Origin of the sequence: Micromonospora jinlongensis (assembly GCF_013410645.1) — a bacterium.
In the GTDB taxonomy this organism is placed as follows: domain Bacteria; phylum Actinomycetota; class Actinomycetes; order Mycobacteriales; family Micromonosporaceae; genus Micromonospora; species Micromonospora zamorensis.
Genome location: NZ_JACCHK010000001.1, coordinates 2,254,039 through 2,270,081, shown reverse-complemented (window position 1 = coordinate 2,270,081; position 16,043 = coordinate 2,254,039). Strand labels below are relative to the sequence as shown.

The following is a 16,043-nucleotide window of genomic DNA, read 5'->3' as shown; positions in this document are numbered from 1 at the left end:
AACTCTCGGCAGGGTGTGTTGAGACAGTGTCGAGGAGGGAGCACAGAATGCCCGAGGACACGCCCCGGAACCACCCGAAGCCGACGGGCGGCTCGCCACCGGTCAGGCCGAGCCTGCCCCGCCCGACCGGGCCTCGGCACCCTCCGTACCGTGGCCCGGGTCGCGCGCCGAACGCCGTACCCGAAGCTCGCTGGCGGTCCCGGTGCGGCCCGCCTGTCGCGCACACCGCCGACGGCCCTCTGTGGACGTGCGACGCCTGCGGTCAGGACTGGCCCTGCCCGGCGCTGCGCGCGATCCCGACCGACGCCGCCCGCCGCGCGACCCTGATCCCCGAGTTCTCGCGGATCACCCGCCGGGCGATCCGCGACCTGCGCGGCCAGCAGGGCGGCCCCGATCCGGTCGCCATCGTCCGCCGTTTCCTCTGGTTTCTGCCCCTCACCGACGAGGAGGCCCGCGCGGTCGCGCTGCGGCTGCGCTGAGCGTCCACCCGGTCGCGCATCCCTGTTGGACACTAGCCGGCGACCGATATGGTGGCCGCATGACATTGCCGTTCGAAACTGCTCTGCGCGGTTATGACATGCGTCAGGTCGAGAGTCTCTTTGCCGAGGTCGACGGGGCTCTGGCTACCGACAGCGCTGTGTCACGGGCTGCCGCGCGAGACGCGCTTCGGGCGGCCAGCCTGCGACGGCGGCTACGTGGCTACGAGATGCGGCAGGTGGATGCGGCGATAGACCAACGGCTGGCTGCCCTCGCGCTCCCGGACACCCGGAGCGGACCGGCGTGACCGGCCGGCATCCGGCCCGTGCCGTTCGCCGCCGGGCGCTCTGACCGCAAGCCTTCCTCGGCTCCAACGGCGAAGACCGCCCCCGCCGAAGCGGGAGCGGCCCTCAACCAGCCGTACGCGATCAGTTGGCGATCATGCGGCGCAGCACGTACTGCAGGATGCCGCCGTGCCGGTAGTAATCCGCCTCACCCGGGGTGTCGATCCGCACCACGGCGTCGAACTCCACGCCGGTGTCGGTGCTGACCTGCACGGTGCGCGGGGTCTCGCCGTCGTTGAGCGCGGTCACCCCGGTGATGGTGAACGTCTCGGTGCCGGTGAGGCCGAGCGACTCGGCGGTCACGTCCACCGGGAACTGCAGCGGCAGCACGCCCATGCCGATGAGGTTGGAGCGGTGGATCCGCTCGTACGACTCGGCGATGACAGCTCGGACGCCCAGCAGCATGGTGCCCTTGGCCGCCCAGTCCCGCGACGAGCCCGACCCGTACTCCTTGCCGGCCAGGATGACAAGCGGGATGCCGGCCTCCTGGTAGGCCATCGAGGCGTCGTAGATCGAGGTCTGCTCGCCGGTGAGGTGGTTGACGGTGAAACCGCCCTCCACCCCGGGCACCAGCTGGTTGCGCAGCCGGATGTTGGCGAAGGTGCCCCGGATCATCACCTCGTGGTTGCCCCGGCGGGAGCCGTACGAGTTGAACTCGTGGCGCGGCACGCCGTGCTCGGCGAGGTACGTGCCGGCCGGGGAGTCGGCCTTGATCGAGCCAGCCGGCGAGATGTGGTCGGTGGTCACCGAGTCACCCAGCTTGGCCAGCACCCGGGCACCGGCGATGTCGACGACCGGGCTCGGCTCCTGCTGCATGCCCTCGAAGTACGGGGGCTTGCGCACGTAGGTGGAGTCGTTCTCCCAGGCGAAGGTGTCACCGGTCGGGGTGGGCAGCGACTGCCACCGCTCGTCGCCGGCGAAGACGTCGGCGTACGCGGCGCTGAACCCGGTGGCGCCGATCGCCTGGGCGATGACGTCCTGGATCTCGGCGCTGTTCGGCCAGATCTCCCGCAGGTAGACCGGGTTGCCCTCGGTGTCCTCACCGATCGGCTCGTTGGCCAGGTCGATGTCCATCGTGCCGGCGAGGGCGTAGGCGACCACCAGCGGTGGGGACGCCAGGTAGTTCATCTTGACGTCCGGGTTGATCCGGCCCTCGAAGTTCCGGTTGCCGGAGAGCACCGAGACCACCGACAGGTCGTGCTCGTTGACCGCGGCGGACACCTCCTCGGGCAGCGGGCCCGAGTTGCCGATGCACGTGGTGCAGCCGTAGCCGACCAGGTTGAAGCCGAGCTTGTTCAGGTACGGCGTGAGACCGGCCCGCTCGTAGTAGTCCATGACGACCTTCGAGCCGGGCGCCAGGGTGGTCTTCACCCACGGCTTGCGGGTCAGGCCCTTGTCGACGGCGTTACGGGCCAGCAGCGCGGCACCGATCATCACCTGCGGGTTGGAGGTGTTGGTGCACGAGGTGATCGCGGCGATCACCACGGCGCCGTGGTCCAACTCGTACTCGACACCGTCGGCACCGGTGACCCGGACCGGGTTGCTGGCGCGACCGCCGGCACCGACAGCGGCGGTCTCCAGGTCGCGCGGCTCGTCGGCCGGGTCGCTGAACTCGTTGGCCGGCGGGTCACTGGCCGGGAACGACTCGGCGCTGGCCTCGTCGGCCGGGCCATTCGCGCCCCGCGGAAGCTCCTCGCGGGGTACGCCCGGCTTGAGGTCACGCTCACCGACGGAGTCGTCCGCGACGTAGTCGGTCAGCGCGCCGCGGAACAGCGTCTTCGCCGCGCCCAGCGGCACCCGGTCCTGCGGGCGCTTCGGGCCGGCGAGCGACGGCTCGATGGAGCCCAGGTCCAGCTCCAGGCGCTCCGAGTAGTCCGGCTCGGCGTCCGGGTCGTGCCAGAGGCCCTGCTCCTTGGCGTACGCCTCGACGAGCGCGACCTGCGCGGCGTCGCGGCCGGTCAGCTCCAGGTAGCGGATCGTCTCCGCGTCGATCGGGAAGATCGCCACGGTGGAGCCGTACTCCGGGGACATGTTGCCGATGGTGGCCCGGTTGGCCAGCGGCACGGCGCTCACGCCGGGGCCGTAGAACTCCACGAACTTGCCGACCACACCGTGCTTGCGCAGCATCTCGGTGATGGTCAGCACCAGGTCGGTGGCGGTGGTGCCGGCCGGCATCTCGCCGGACAGCTTGAAGCCCACCACCCGGGGGATCAGCATGCTGACCGGCTGGCCGAGCATCGCGGCCTCGGCCTCGATGCCGCCGACGCCCCAGCCCAGCACGCCCAGGCCGTTGACCATCGTGGTGTGCGAGTCGGTGCCGACCACGGTGTCCGGGTAGGCCTGGCCGTTGCGCTCCATGATGGTGCGGGCCAGATACTCGATGTTGACCTGGTGCACGATGCCGGTGCCCGGCGGGACGACCTTGAACTCGTTGAACGCGGTCTGGCCCCAGCGCAGGAACTGGTAACGCTCCTTGTTGCGCTCGTACTCCAGCTCGACGTTGCGGGCGAACGCGTCCTCGCGGCCGAACAGGTCGGCGATCACCGAGTGGTCGATGACCAGCTCGGCCGGGGCGAGGGGGTTGACCTTGCTGGCGTCACCGCCCAGGTCTCGCACCGCCTCGCGCATGGTGGCCAGGTCGACCACGCAGGGCACGCCGGTGAAGTCCTGCATGAGCACCCGCGCCGGGGTGAACTGGATCTCCACGCTCGGGGCGGCGGTGGAGTCCCACCCGCCGAGCTGACGGATGTGGTCGGCGGTGATGTTCGCGCCGTCCTCGGTCCGCAGCAGGTTTTCCAGCAGGACCTTCAAGCTGTACGGCAGCCGGGCGTGGCCGTCCACCTTGTCGATCTTGAAAATCTCGTAGCTCGCGTCTCCGACGCGTAGCTGGGTCTTCGCACCGAAGGTGTCGAGGCTCGCCACGTCGTACTCCTTCACACCAGCGACCGTGAGTAGTCCTGAGCAGTCTGTCGCACCGGTCGGGGGGCCGCCGAGGTTAGGTGACACTTACCGCCGATTCCGCTCTCAACAAAACCGTACGTCCGTCTTGCTAGTTGTGCAACCCAGCTGTCAGCTCCCGGTCCACCACCACCCCTAGCCTCCTAGGACGCCCTTCGGGGCGTGGGTCATGCCACCTGAACCTGGCGGCCGCCGCGGTGCGCCCTGCGATCGGATTGCCACGGGTAGGGTTCGAGGCCGGCCGGAAGGGGTCACCGTGTTCGATGTCCAGCACTGGCTCGAGTCGCTGCCGCCGATCGCGGTCTACCTGCTCGTCGGCGGGGTGATCGGCGTGGAGAGCATGGGTGTGCCTCTGCCGGGTGAGATCGTCCTGGTCAGCTCCGCCCTGCTCGCCGCCACCGGCGTGGTGGAACCGGAGTGGGTGGCCACCGCCGCGGCCACCGGCGCGATCGTCGGTGACTCCATCGGGTACGCGGTGGGCCGCCGGGGTGGCCGCCCACTTCTCGCCCGACTGGGTCGCCGCTTTCCCCGCCATCTTGGCCCCGCCCAACTTGCCCGCGCGGAACAGAGCTTCGCCCGGTACGGAGTCTGGGCCGTGTTCTTCGATCGCTTCGTGGCACTCCTGCGAATCCTGGCCGGGCCGCTCGCCGGGGCGCTGCACGTGCCGTACCGGCGGTTCCTGCTGGCCAACGCGGCCGGAGGCCTGGTCTGGGCGTTCGGCACCACCTACCTGCTGTTCACCGTGGGCCGGGCGGCCGAGCACTGGCTCAAGGACATCTCCTGGGCCGGGCTGGTCCTCGCCGTGATCGCCGGTCTCGCCAGCACCTGGTGGCTGCGCCGACGAGCCCATCGGCTGGAGGCCGCCGAGCCCTCGGCGCCCGACACCGAGCCGGCGCGCGCCCACAGCGACACCTGACCCAGGCATGACGAAGGGCCGGACCCCGTGGTGGGGTCCGGCCCTTCGTCGTGCGTGCCTCTTAGCTGGCGGCGTAGCCGCGGGTGGCGATCCAGTCGGCGAGGTGCTCGACGGTGACCTCGTAGGAGGCGGTGTTCGGGTCGGCGGAGTCGGCGATCTTGACGATGTTGCCGTTGTCGCGGTAGCCGACGACGCTGATGTAGTGCCCACCCTCGAAGGAGTGGATACCACCGTCGGTGTCAGTGGTGGTGCCGGCGATGTTGGCGACCACAGCACGGCCGTCGTCGACGGTCTTGACGATGTCGGCGCGCAGCTTGTCGGTCTGCTTGTCGTCTGCCGCGGGCGTGCTGATCTCGACGGAGTGGTAGGCGTCGTTCTTGCCGGTCTCCTTGTTCAGCACGGGGGTGATGTCGTTGATGGAGTTGGTGCCGGCCTCGGTGGTGCCCATCTCCTTGGCCATGGCGTCGACGCTGATGTCCTTGCCCTGTACGGACAGGGCGTTGCGGGCGGCGGCGGGGCCGCAGTAGTAGAAGTTCGGCTGCGCCTCGTAGCGCACGCCCAGCTGACGCTCACCGTGGCCCTTGCGGTCGGTCTGCGCCTGCGACGCCGGCTTGCTGGTGTTCGGGGCGGCGAAGGCGGTGGTGACAGGTCCAACGATCGCACCACCGGTGAAGGCGAGACCAGCAGCGGTCAGAGCGGTCTTACGAATCAGATCGGTACGCATGATGGCGTGCTCCTCTGCATCGGGGGTGCACGGCACGCCCGGGGGGTGGGCGTGCCGCACGTTCAAGGGGGGAAGCTTCGATGTTCTTGCCCGGCGGCCACGGGGGCCGGCGTCGGGTAAGGGTGTAACGGTGCGGGGCGGCGGGTGATTCCACCTGGCTCCCGGCTTGTGGTGCTCGGGGGTGCGGGGTGTGTAACCGGCCGGGCCGGCGAGTCATTCCGCCGGGCTCCCGGCCTGTGTGGCTCGGGGTGTAACCGGCCGGGCCGGCGAGTGATTCCGCCGGGCTCCCCGCCAGGGTGCTCCGGGGTGTAACCGGCCGGGCCGGCGACGCATTCCGCCCACTGGCGGCGGGTGCTCCGGGGGAGGTAACCAGGGCGGCCGGTCGGGTGTTCCCGGCGGCTGCCGCGCCCCACGACCCGAAGTCGCGGTGGCATGCCAGGTATAACGACCCCGCCCGGCCCACGATTCCGCCGTCAGGGTGGCCCCGACCACGAGACGCCCACGCCGAAACCGGACACTGACCCCAGGGTGGCATCCCGAAACCGGACACCGTGCCCCGGAACCCACGTCGTGGGCAATCCGAGATGCGCGCACTTTCCGGGAAAGTGCTGCCTCACGTCGCGGCGAGGCCGCAGTTTCCCTGATGTTGCGCGGATCTTGGACTGGGTGGGGATCCGGACACCGCCGCCGGGGACGCCAGACGCGACGCATCACCTCAAGGTCGCGCTCGATCCAGGAAATAGGCCCTATCCCGCGTCGATGAGGCCACTACAACCAGGATCGAGCACGATCATGCGGGGAGGCATGCCTCCACCGTCGACCGGTGAGGCCCGGGCGCGAGCAGGGTTGACCATCAAAGGGCGCGGCTGGGGCGACGTTCGGCGTTTCCGGCCCAGACCGCTCGGCATCGTCGTGATCTCCGCAGCTTCCGGGAAACTGCTGCCTCACGTCCCGGCGAGGCAGCAGTTTCCCTGATGTTGTTGACCGTGGTGGAGATCCGGACACCGCTGCCGGGGACGCCAAACGCGACGCACCACCTCAAGGTCACGCTCGATCCAGGAAACAGGCCCCATCCGGCGCCGACGAGGCCACTACAACCAGGATCGAGCACGATCATGGGCGACCCAGAGGACCGCGGACCGCGGACTGCGGACTGCGGACCGCGGACTGCGGACTGCGGACCGCGGACCGCCGGCCGCGGACCGCGGACCGCGCAAGCCCGAGAGTGGGTCAGGTCGCCTTCAGCAGGTCGAGGACTGCGTCTCGGGCGGTCACGACGGCGGCCTCCGACTGTGGGTTGTGGTCGAGGATGTCGAAGCTGTGCTGACCGTCCGGCACCTCGATCACCTGTATCGGCCAGCCGTGGGCGGTCGCCGCCGGGAGGAATGCTTCGATGCCGGCCAGGACCGGTGGGATGTCCCGTCCGGCCCGGGTCAGCACCAGAGGAACGTGCGCCCCCGAGTCGAGTGCGTCGACGGGCAGGAACCGGGGGGCGACCTCCCAGCCGGGGAAGGGGACGAGCAGCGGGTAGGTGAGCGCGATCCCGCGTAGCCATGTTGGTGCCGCGCGCAGCCAGTCGGCTGCGAAGAGGCCTCCGCCGGAGAAGAACCACAGCACTACCCGCTCGGGGTCGACGCGCGGGTCGGCGCGGACCTGCTCGACCATCGCGGCGATGTCGTCGGCTGCGGCGGGGAGGGCCGACAGGTCGGTTACCTGGTAGCTGATCACTGCGGTGACCACGCCGCTGTCGGCGAGCAGTGCGCCGTAGCCGCGGTAGAGAAGCCAGTCGCGGGGGTCGGCTGCGTCGGGCGGCAGCGGGGCGCCGTGCACCACCACGACGGCGGGTGCGGGGTCGGCGCGGGTGGGTAGGTGCAGGTCGACGTTGCCGTGCCGTTCGACCGGCGCGGCAGGGGAGGACAGGACGAAGGGCCGTTGTGCGACAGGCGTCGTCATGCCCCGATGATATCGATCATGTGCCTGCTCAGGTGCCCCGTCGACGATCCACAGAGGTGGGTGGTCAGGCGGGGTCGGTGGGCTTCGTGGCGTCGCCGGCCTGGGCGTGTCGTTCCAGCAGCCGCTGCCGGATCTCCTCCGGGGTGTACGCGCGTCGGCGCCGTTCAGCGCGCGCGATGACCACGCCGGAAGCCGCGACGCCGGCGAGGCCGGCGAGCCCGAGAACCTTCCACCACCGCATTCGTTGCCGCATCGGCCTAGGCTAGACCCTCATGAGCATCAGCCTGGATGAGGCCGTCGAGTTGACCCGCACCGGTGACGTGTGGGTGTTCCGGGGTCGCAGCGTGCCGGACCGGGCGATCCAGTTCACCACCAACAGCCCGGTCAACCACGTCGGGATGGCGGTGGTGCTCGACGACATGCCGCCGTTGATGTGGCACGCGGAGCTGGGCAGGTCGCTGCCCGATCTGTGGTCGGGCACCCACCAGCGTGGCGTCCAGTTGCACGACCTGCGGGACGCGGTCTCCGTGTGGGCCAACCGGTACGGCCAGCGGGCCTGGCTGCGGCAGCTCGATCCGCCGGCCGACGGGGAGATGGAGCGGGCGGTGCTGCGGACGATCGCGCGGTTGGACGGCACGCCGTTCCCGTCGACGGCCCAGTTGGCGTGGCGGTGGGTGCGTGGTCGGGTGCCGGCGCTGCCACGCCCCGGCCGGCTTGCGCTGCCACGCCCCGGCCGGTCGACACCACAGCCGACGCCGACCGGAGCGACCCCGTCCACTCCGGCGGAGCGGGACCGGGCACTGGAGACGGCGTACTGCGCCGAGGTGGTCGCGGTGACCTACGAGGCGATGGGGTTGTTGCCGGCGGGGCGGCGTCCGAACTGGTATGACCCGGGGCGGTTCTGGAGCGGGGACGACCTGGGTCTGGCCGACGATGCCCGGCTGGGTTCGGAGATTGAGGTACGTGTACCGCCGCGTTGAGGTTTGACCTGGCCGGTGACCGGCAATTGCCCTTGCCGTGAACGCTCCCACGAATCTCGACACGTTGGCCGACTTCTTCGACCGGTACGGGGTGGCGCTGACCTCCGGCGACCTGCCGGCTCTCGCTGGCTGTTACGCCCTCCCGGGGTTGGTGGTGGCCGACACCTACAGCTTCTCGTTCACGTCACCGGCGGCGGTGGCGTTGTCCTTCGTGGGCGCCACACCCGACTACCAGGAGCGGGAGCTGATCGCGGCGCATGCCCGGATCGAGGACGTGCAGCCGCTGTCCGCGCTGTTGACGATGGTGGCGGTGGAGTGGGAGTTCCTGGACAGCCGGGGGCAGTCGGTTCCGGGGGAGCGGTACCGCTATCTGCTGCGCACCTCGGACGAGGGGCCGCTCATCTGCACGGTCGTCCGGACGGCCTGACCGAGCGGGAACGTCCGCCGGGGCGGGCCGTTTTCCGTGGCGCGTCGGCCGGTCGGCCCGATCCGTACCCGCCTGGTTTCCGGTCTGGCTGGTGCTGGCTACGCTGTCGCGTCGGTGGGGACGAGGGGAGACCTGATGGCGGTGCGGCCGGATGGTGCGACGGGGACGCGGGCGGCTCGGGTGTTGGCATCGGTGCCGTGGATCGTGGTGCTGCTCGGTGTGTGTGCGCTGGTGGTGCTCCTGGTGATCGCGCTGTTGTCGTTCCGGACCAGGGAGCGCGACGCCAGACCGCAGGCCGCGCCTCCGGTGTTCCTGCCGACCGTGCCGGCTGCGGCGTCGGCGACGGGTGGGCCGACCCCGACTGGTGTGGAGCGGCGTTCGGTGTCGCCTCGGCCGTCGCGTAGCAGTCGGACGCCGTCGCCGCGAGCCAGCGTGACCGGCTCTCCGACGCCGGGGCGGACGAGCGCCTCGGCGGTGTCGACGCCCCTGGTGGCGGAGACGGTCAGCGCCCGGTACGAGGTCGGCACGAACGGCCGGGACGGGGACGCGGCGGTGCTGTCGATCGCGAACAAGTCGAGCCGGTCGGTGGACTGGGTGGTGGAGTTGACGTTCGACGACGACCTGTGGGCACTGCGCGTCGCTGACGACGAGGGGATCTCGGTGCGGGGGCGCGGCAACGGCGAGTTCGTGTTGCGGGGGACCCGTTCGCTGGACCCGGGTGGTTCGCGGACGCTGCGGCTGCGCCTCGGGTGGGGTGAGTCCGCGGAGCGGCCGCGCCGGTGCACGATCAACGGGATCGACTGTCGGCTCGGCTGAGCTGGTTTCGCGCCGTGGGTGCGGCGGCGGCGCTTCCCGGCCCGCCCGCCGGTCGCTACGCTGCCCGGACGGCCCGCTGAGGGAGGTACATGTCCGGCATGCGTCGCTTCCCGCGACTGTCGCCCGGTCCGGTTGCCATCGTGTCGTCGCCCTGGATCGTGGTGGGGGCTGGTGTCGTCGTGATGGTGGTCCTGCTCTTCGTGGCCCTGGGCACGTACCGGGGGCCTGATCCGGCCCCGGACGGCGCGTCGGCGCCGCCGGTGGTGCCGCTGCCGTCGGCGGAGGCCGCGCCGAGCGAACCCGCACCGGCGTCGTCGCCGGCAGGTGCGTTGCCGGGGTTGTCCGCGCGTGCGAGCGGGTTGCCGCCGAGCGCCGCGACGCCGTCACCGTCGGTGGCCCCGTCTGTCGGGTCGACGGGTGGGCCGACGGCGACGCGGTCGCCGAGTCGGGCGCCGCAGGTGCGGCCGGCGGTGACTGGCCGGTACCGGGTGGTGCAGAGCTTCGACGGCGGATTCATCGGCGAGGTGTCGATGGTCAACGCGTCTGCCCAGAGCCGTGGTTGGACGGTGCGGCTGGAGTTCTCCGGCGGACGGTTCGTGACCGCCTGGGTGGAGGGTGTTCCCCAGGGGACGGTGCGGCAGTCCGACGACGGCTTCACGTACGTCAGCGGGGTGGACGTGCGGGCCGGTGGGTCGGTGTCGTTGCGGTTCCACATGGAGCGGACGTCCAGTACGCCGCGACTGTGCACCGTCGACGGGGTGCGCTGCGGCGGGCTCTGAGCCGCGTTTCCGCAAGGACTCTGCTGTGTTGCGACTGTGTTTGCAAGGTATTGCAGAATGTTTCGGCAAGGGTTAGCGTGCGGCCAATCAGCGACCAGAGGAAGGCGTCGATGACACCCCCGCCGAAACCGCGCACCACCCTGGCCCTCGTCTCCCTGCTCACTTTGACGCTCGTCGGCACCTCGGTCGCCGTGCCCCCGGCCGCCAACGCGGCCCCTCGGACGTCCGCCGGTGTCCCCGTCGCCGTCGGCGGCGCCGCCCAGTGGAGCAACGAACCCTCCGCCGAGGCGCTGCTGAAGGCGGGCGACAGCTCGGCCCGGGCCGAGCAGTTCTACTTCGTCCTGCCGGACCGGTTCGCCAACGGTGACCCCCGCAACGACCGGGGCGGCCTCACCGGTGACCGGCTGCGGACCGGGCTCGACCCGGCCGACAAGGGCTTCTACCACGGCGGTGACCTCAAGGGCGTCATCGACAAGTTGGACTACATCCAGGGGATGGGCACCACTGCCATCTGGCTCGCCCCGATCTTCAAGAACCGGCCGGTGCAGGGCGCCGGCGACGACATCTCGGCCGGTTACCACGGCTACTGGATCACCGATTTCACCCAGGTGGACCCGCACTTCGGCACCAACGAGGAGATGAAGCGCCTGGTCAAGCTCGCCCACCAGCGCGGCATCAAGATCTACCTCGACGTGATCGTCAACCACACCGCCGATGTCATCAAGTACGCCGAGGACAAATACGCGTACGTGGACAAGGCGACCTCGCCGTACACCGACGCGCAGGGGCGGGCGTTCGAGGACCGCAACTACGCCGACGGCAGCCGCGCGTTCCCTCCGGTCGACCAGGAGTCGTTTCCGTACACCCCGACGTTCGCCGAGCCGAAGGACGCGACGGTCAAGGTCCCGGCGTGGCTGAACGACGCCACGATGTACCACAACCGGGGCGACTCCACCTTCGCCGGTGAGAACAGCGAGTACGGCGACTTCTTCGGCCTCGACGACCTGTGGACCGAGCGTCCCGAGGTGGTCCAGGGGCTGACCAGGGCGTACGGGGACTGGATCGGCGCGACCGGCGTCGACGGGTTCCGGCTGGACACCGTGAAGCACGTCAACATGGACTTCTGGCCGCAGTTCAGCCAGGGCATCGAGCGGGCCGCCGAGAAGGCCGGCAAGAAGGACTTCTTCATGTTCGGCGAGGTCTACAGCGCCGACCCGGAGATCAGCTCCAGCTACGTGCGGCAGGGTGGCCTGCCGGCGACGCTCGACTTCGCCTTCCAGGAGGCCGCGCGCGGTTACACCGCCGGTGCCGGGTCGGCGAAGGCGCTCGCCGACGTGTACGCCCGCGACGACCTCTACGCCGCCCGGGACACCGACGCCGGCCGGCTCACCACCTTCCTCGGCAACCACGACATGGGCCGGATCGGGTCGTTCGTCGCCGGTGGTGGCACCGACCCGGCCAGTCACCTGCGCCGCGACCAGCTCGCGCACCAGTTGATGTTCCTGACCCGCGGCCAACCGGTGGTCTACTCCGGCGACGAGCAGGGCTTCACCGGGCCCGGTGGGGACAAGGACGCCCGGCAGGACATGTTCGCCTCGAAGACCCCCGACTACCTGGACGACGACCTGCTCGGCACCGACCGCACCCACGCCAGCGACCAGTTCGACACCAGCCACCCGCTGTACCGGACGATCGCCGAGCTGGGCCGGCTGCGCCAGGCGCACCCCGCGCTGCGCGACGGTGTGCAGGTCACCCGGTACGCCGCCGACGGCCCGGGCGTCTTCGCCGCCTCCCGGATCTCCCCCGCCGACCGGACCGAGTACGTCGTGGCGGTGAACAACGCCGACACCGCGCAGACTGTCACCGTGGACACCTGGTCGGCCGGTGCCACCTTCACCGGCATCTACGGCGGCAGCCAGACCGCCACGGCCGGCGCCGACGGCAAGCTGAGCCTGACCGTGCCACCGCTGTCGGCGGTGGTGCACCGGGCCGGCACGCCCGTCGCGCGCCCGGCCGCCGCGCCGCGCATCACCATCACCAGCCCGGCTCCGGACGCGCTGGTCGCCACCCGGGCCGCGGTCACTGCCCAGGTGACCGGTGACCCGCTCGCCACCGTCACCGTCGCCGCCCGGGTCGCGGGTGGCCGGTGGACGTTGCTGGGCAGCGCCGACCGCGCGCCGTACACCGTGCAGCACGACCTGACCGGCCTGGCCGGCGGCACCCGCGTCGAGTACAAGGCGGTGGTCCGCGACGGTCGGGGCCGCACCGCGACCGCCCGGTCCACGGTGATCGTGGGTACGCCGGCACAGGGCAAGTCCCGGGAGTGGGCGGTGGTGCACTACCAGCGCCCCGCCGGTGGGTACGACGACTGGAGTCTGTACGCCTGGGGGGACATCGACCCGGCGTACGTCACCGAGTGGCCCAAGGGGCAGCCGTTCGCCGGGGAGGACTCCTACGGCCGGTTCGCCTGGGTGAAACTCAAGCCGGGCGCGAAGTCCGTGGGTTTCGTGGTGGTCGACTCCGACGGCAACAAGGACGTCGCGCAGGACCGCAGCATCGACGTCACGGCAACCGGCGAGGTGTGGCTCAAGCAGGGCGACCCGGCGGTCTACCCGAGTAGGCAGGCGGCCACCGGTCAACCGGATCCGGCGGTCGAGGAGGGCACCGCGGTGATCCATTATCGGAGGGCCGACGGCAACTACGACGGCTGGGGCCTGCACCTGTGGGACGGCGCGGCCAACCCGACCGAGTGGTCCGCGCCGCTGAAGCCCATCAGGATTGACGCGTTCGGGGCGGTGTTCCGGGTGCCGCTGGCCGCTGGCGCGACCGGGCTGAACTACATCATCCACCAGGGCGACACCAAGGACCTGCCCGACGACCAGCGGCTCGACTTCGCCAGCGCGGGCCGGGAGGTGTGGCTGCTCGCCGCCACGCCGGGCCGGTTGCTGCCGTCCACGGCCACCAGCGTCAACGCGGACACCGACATCAGCAAGCAGAAGGCACACTGGATCGACCGCTCCACAGTGGCGTGGCAGACCGCGCCGACCGACGGCAGGACGTACGCGCTCGTCGTCGCGCCCGAGGGCGGGGTCGGTGTGGTCGACGGGGAGCTGACCGGGACGTACACCACGTTGCCGCTGCGGGCGCAGCGCAACGGGCTCACCGAGGCCCAGCGCACGGCGTTCCCGCACCTGTGGTCGTACCGTAGCTTCGCCCTGGACCGGGCGGACCTGGCCAAGGTCCCGGCGGCGCTGCGCGGGCAGCTGCTGGTCACCGAGCGCGACGCCGAGGGTGCCCTGCTCGCGGCGACCGGCGTGCAGATCCCCGGTGTGCTCGACGACGTGTACGCGCGGGCCACCGACGCCACCCTCGGGCCGACGTTCGCGGGCCGGACGCCGAGCGTCGCGCTGTGGGCGCCGACCGCGCGCACTGTGACGTTGCAACTGTTCGACTCGCCCACCGCCGTGCCGAGGACCGTGCCGATGCGCCGCGACGACCGCACCGGCGTCTGGTCGGCGCGCGGCAACTCCAGTTGGGTCGGCAGGTACTACCGGTACCAGGTGCGGGCGTGGCAGCCGGCGGCGCAGAAGATGGTCACCGCGTCGGTGACCGACCCGTACTCGGTGGCCCTCGCCGCGGACTCCACGCACAGCCTGCTGGTCGACCTGAACGATGCGGCGCTGGCCCCGGCGGGTTGGCGGACGCTGCGCAAACCGGCGCCGGTGCCCCCGGCGAAGGCGCAGATCTCCGAACTGTCGGTCCGCGACTTCTCCATCGCCGACGAGACCGTGCCCGCCGAGCGGCGGGGGACTTTCCTCGCCTTCACCGACCCGAAGACCGCCGGCATGACCCACCTGAAGGCGCTCGGTGACGCCGGTGTCACCCACCTGCACCTGCTGCCGGCGTTCGACTTCGCGACGATCCCGGAGAAGCGGGCCGACCAGCGGCAGCCCGCCTGCGACCTGGCGGCGCTCCCGCCGGACTCCGCGGAACAGCAGAAGTGCGTGGCGGCGGTCGCCGAAACCGACGGCTACAACTGGGGGTACGACCCGCTGCACTACACCGTGCCGGAGGGCGGCTACGCCGTCGACCCGGTCGGTGCGGCGCGGACCACCGAGTTCCGGCGGATGGTCGCCGGGGTGAACGGCGCCGGGCTGCGGGTGGTCATGGACGTGGTCTACAACCACACCTCGGCGGCCGGTGTCGACGACAAGTCGGTGCTCGACCAGGTCGTGCCCGGCTACTACCACCGGTTGTTGGAGGACGGCACGGTAGCCAACTCCACCTGCTGCGCGAACACAGCGCCCGAGCACGCCATGATGGGCAAGCTGGTCGTCGACTCGCTGGTCACCTGGGCGAAGCAGTACAAGGTGGATGGTTTCCGGTTCGACCTGATGGGTCACCACCCGAAGGCGAACATCCTGGCCGTCCGCAGCGCCCTGGACCGGCTGACCATCGCCCGCGACGGCGTGGACGGCAAGGCGATCATGCTCTACGGCGAGGGCTGGAACTTCGGCGAGGTCGCGGGCGACGCCCGTTTCGTCCAGGCCACGCAGGCCAACATGGCCGGCACCGGCGTCGGCACCTTCAACGACCGGCTGCGCGACGCGGTACGCGGCGGCGGACCGTTCGACACCAACCCGCGCGTGCAGGGCTTCGCGTCCGGGCTCTACACCGACCCGAACGGCGACGCGGTCAACGGGTCAACGGCCGAGCAGAAGGCACGCCTGCTGCACGCCCACGACCTGATCAAGGTGGGGCTCACCGGCAACCTGCGCGGGTACCGGTTCACCGACACCGCCGGACGGCAGGTCACCGGCGCGCAGGTGGACTACAACGGCTCCCCGGCCGGCTACACCGCCGCTCCGGGGGAGGCCGTCACCTACGTCGACGCGCACGACAACGAGATCCTGTACGACGCGCTGGCGTACAAACTGCCGCAGGCCACCTCGGCGACCGACCGCCTCCGGATGCAGGTGCTGGCGCTGGGCACTGTGGTGCTGGGGCAGGGCACCGGGTTCGTCACCGCGGGCACCGAACGGCTGCGGTCGAAGTCACTGGACCGCAACTCGTACAACTCCGGAGACTGGTTCAACCAGATCCGGTGGGGCTGCGAGCGGGGCAACGGGTTCGGCGCCGGTCTGCCGCCCGCGCAGGACAACGAGGACAAGTGGTCGTACGCCAAGCCCCTGCTGGCGGACCCGGCGCTGGTGCCGGACTGCGCGGCCATCAACACCACCGACGCCCGCTACGCCGAGCTGCTGCGCATCCGGGCGTCGTCGCCGGTGTTCGGGCTGCCCACCGCCGAGCAGGTGCAGCAGCGGGTGGCGTTCCCGTTGTCCGGGGAGCAGGAGATGCCCGGCGTGCTGACCATGACGCTCGACGCCCGAGGGCTGGGCGGGTCGTGGAAGTCGCTGACCGTCGTCTTCAACAGCACCCCGGAGACGGCGAAGCAGACGGTGACCGACCTGCGCGGTGCGGACGTGGCACTGCACCCGGTGCTGGTCGACTCGGCCGATCCGGTGCTGCGTACCGCCTCGTTCGACCGGGCGGCCGGCACGTTCAGTGTCCCGGCGCGCAGCGTGGCGGTGTTCGTCCAGAGGTAGTGACGTGAACCGGCCCCCTTCCGCGTGGTGCGGAAGGGGGCCGGTCCGTTGTGCTGGAGTTGT

The 16,043-nt window shown here is 70.9% G+C and carries 12 protein-coding genes; 8 read left to right on the top strand and 4 right to left on the bottom strand.

From position 1 onward, the window contains the following. The first annotated feature begins 47 nt into the window (after positions 1-47). Positions 48-479: a hypothetical protein gene (locus tag HNR22_RS31295; protein WP_246380774.1), complete on the top strand. Its 432-nt coding sequence runs from the start codon at positions 48-50 to the stop codon at positions 477-479. 59 nt (positions 480-538) lie between these two features. Next, a complete protein-coding gene (locus HNR22_RS09575; protein WP_179780065.1) occupies positions 539-784 on the top strand; it encodes a hypothetical protein in 246 nt (81 codons plus the stop codon). Between the two features lie 121 nt (positions 785-905). Here HNR22_RS09575 and HNR22_RS09570 read toward each other — a convergent pair whose 3' ends face one another. After that, on the bottom strand, positions 906-3,758 hold the full coding sequence (locus HNR22_RS09570; RefSeq protein WP_179780064.1) for an aconitate hydratase AcnA: 2,853 nt from the start codon (positions 3,756-3,758) through the stop codon (positions 906-908). A gap of 277 nt (positions 3,759-4,035) precedes the next feature. Between HNR22_RS09570 and HNR22_RS09565 the strand changes: the two genes are divergently transcribed. Further along, the gene (locus HNR22_RS09565; RefSeq protein WP_179780063.1) at positions 4,036-4,695 is read left to right on the top strand and encodes a VTT domain-containing protein; all 660 of its coding nucleotides are present in this window, start codon (positions 4,036-4,038) and stop codon (positions 4,693-4,695) included. Between the two features lie 61 nt (positions 4,696-4,756). Here HNR22_RS09565 and HNR22_RS09560 read toward each other — a convergent pair whose 3' ends face one another. The 3 genes from HNR22_RS09560 to HNR22_RS09550 form a co-directional block, all read right to left on the bottom strand. Continuing rightward, positions 4,757-5,419 carry a C39 family peptidase gene (locus tag HNR22_RS09560; RefSeq protein ID WP_179780062.1) on the bottom strand — a complete coding sequence of 221 codons (663 nt, stop codon included), beginning with the start codon at positions 5,417-5,419 and terminating at the stop codon, positions 4,757-4,759. A 1,230-nt stretch (positions 5,420-6,649) separates the two neighbouring features. Further along, complete coding sequence (locus HNR22_RS09555) at positions 6,650-7,372, bottom strand: dienelactone hydrolase family protein (protein WP_179780061.1); 723 nt, start codon at positions 7,370-7,372, stop codon at positions 6,650-6,652. Between the two features lie 64 nt (positions 7,373-7,436). Continuing rightward, positions 7,437-7,625 (bottom strand): hypothetical protein, encoded by a 189-nt coding sequence (locus HNR22_RS09550; protein ID WP_179778425.1) that lies wholly within the window; start codon positions 7,623-7,625, stop codon positions 7,437-7,439. Between the two features lie 19 nt (positions 7,626-7,644). Here HNR22_RS09550 and HNR22_RS09545 point away from each other — a divergent pair, with 19 nt between their 5' ends. The 5 genes from HNR22_RS09545 (at position 7,645) to pulA (ending at position 15,980) form a co-directional block, all read left to right on the top strand. Then, positions 7,645-8,352, top strand: coding sequence for a hypothetical protein (locus HNR22_RS09545; RefSeq protein WP_179780060.1), 708 nt, complete (start codon positions 7,645-7,647; stop codon positions 8,350-8,352). A 37-nt stretch (positions 8,353-8,389) separates the two neighbouring features. Then, on the top strand, positions 8,390-8,779 hold the full coding sequence (locus tag HNR22_RS09540) for a hypothetical protein (RefSeq protein WP_179780059.1): 390 nt from the start codon (positions 8,390-8,392) through the stop codon (positions 8,777-8,779). A gap of 135 nt (positions 8,780-8,914) precedes the next feature. After that, entirely contained in the window at positions 8,915-9,595 is a 681-nt protein-coding gene (locus HNR22_RS09535; RefSeq protein WP_179780058.1) for a hypothetical protein, read from the top strand. A gap of 89 nt (positions 9,596-9,684) precedes the next feature. Further along, the gene (locus tag HNR22_RS09530; RefSeq protein ID WP_179780057.1) at positions 9,685-10,374 is read left to right on the top strand and encodes a cellulose binding domain-containing protein; all 690 of its coding nucleotides are present in this window, start codon (positions 9,685-9,687) and stop codon (positions 10,372-10,374) included. Between the two features lie 110 nt (positions 10,375-10,484). Further along, positions 10,485-15,980 carry a pullulanase-type alpha-1,6-glucosidase gene (pulA, locus tag HNR22_RS09525; protein ID WP_179780056.1) on the top strand — a complete coding sequence of 1,832 codons (5,496 nt, stop codon included), beginning with the start codon at positions 10,485-10,487 and terminating at the stop codon, positions 15,978-15,980. The last annotated feature ends 63 nt before the right edge of the window (positions 15,981-16,043 follow it).

Bases quoted from the DNA above. Each gene is read 5' to 3' on its own strand.
- HNR22_RS31295 (WP_246380774.1), top strand. From the start codon at position 48: ATGCCCGAGGACACGCCCCGGAACCACCCGAAGCCGACGGGCGGCTCG.
- HNR22_RS09575 (WP_179780065.1), top strand. From the start codon at position 539: ATGACATTGCCGTTCGAAACTGCTCTGCGCGGTTATGACATGCGTCAG.
- HNR22_RS09560 (WP_179780062.1), bottom strand. From the start codon at position 5,419: ATGCGTACCGATCTGATTCGTAAGACCGCTCTGACCGCTGCTGGTCTC.
- HNR22_RS09555 (WP_179780061.1), bottom strand. From the start codon at position 7,372: ATGACGACGCCTGTCGCACAACGGCCCTTCGTCCTGTCCTCCCCTGCC.
- HNR22_RS09550 (WP_179778425.1), bottom strand. From the start codon at position 7,625: ATGCGGCAACGAATGCGGTGGTGGAAGGTTCTCGGGCTCGCCGGCCTC.
- HNR22_RS09545 (WP_179780060.1), top strand. From the start codon at position 7,645: ATGAGCATCAGCCTGGATGAGGCCGTCGAGTTGACCCGCACCGGTGAC.
- HNR22_RS09535 (WP_179780058.1), top strand. From the start codon at position 8,915: ATGGCGGTGCGGCCGGATGGTGCGACGGGGACGCGGGCGGCTCGGGTG.
- HNR22_RS09530 (WP_179780057.1), top strand. From the start codon at position 9,685: ATGTCCGGCATGCGTCGCTTCCCGCGACTGTCGCCCGGTCCGGTTGCC.
- pulA (WP_179780056.1), top strand. From the start codon at position 10,485: ATGACACCCCCGCCGAAACCGCGCACCACCCTGGCCCTCGTCTCCCTG.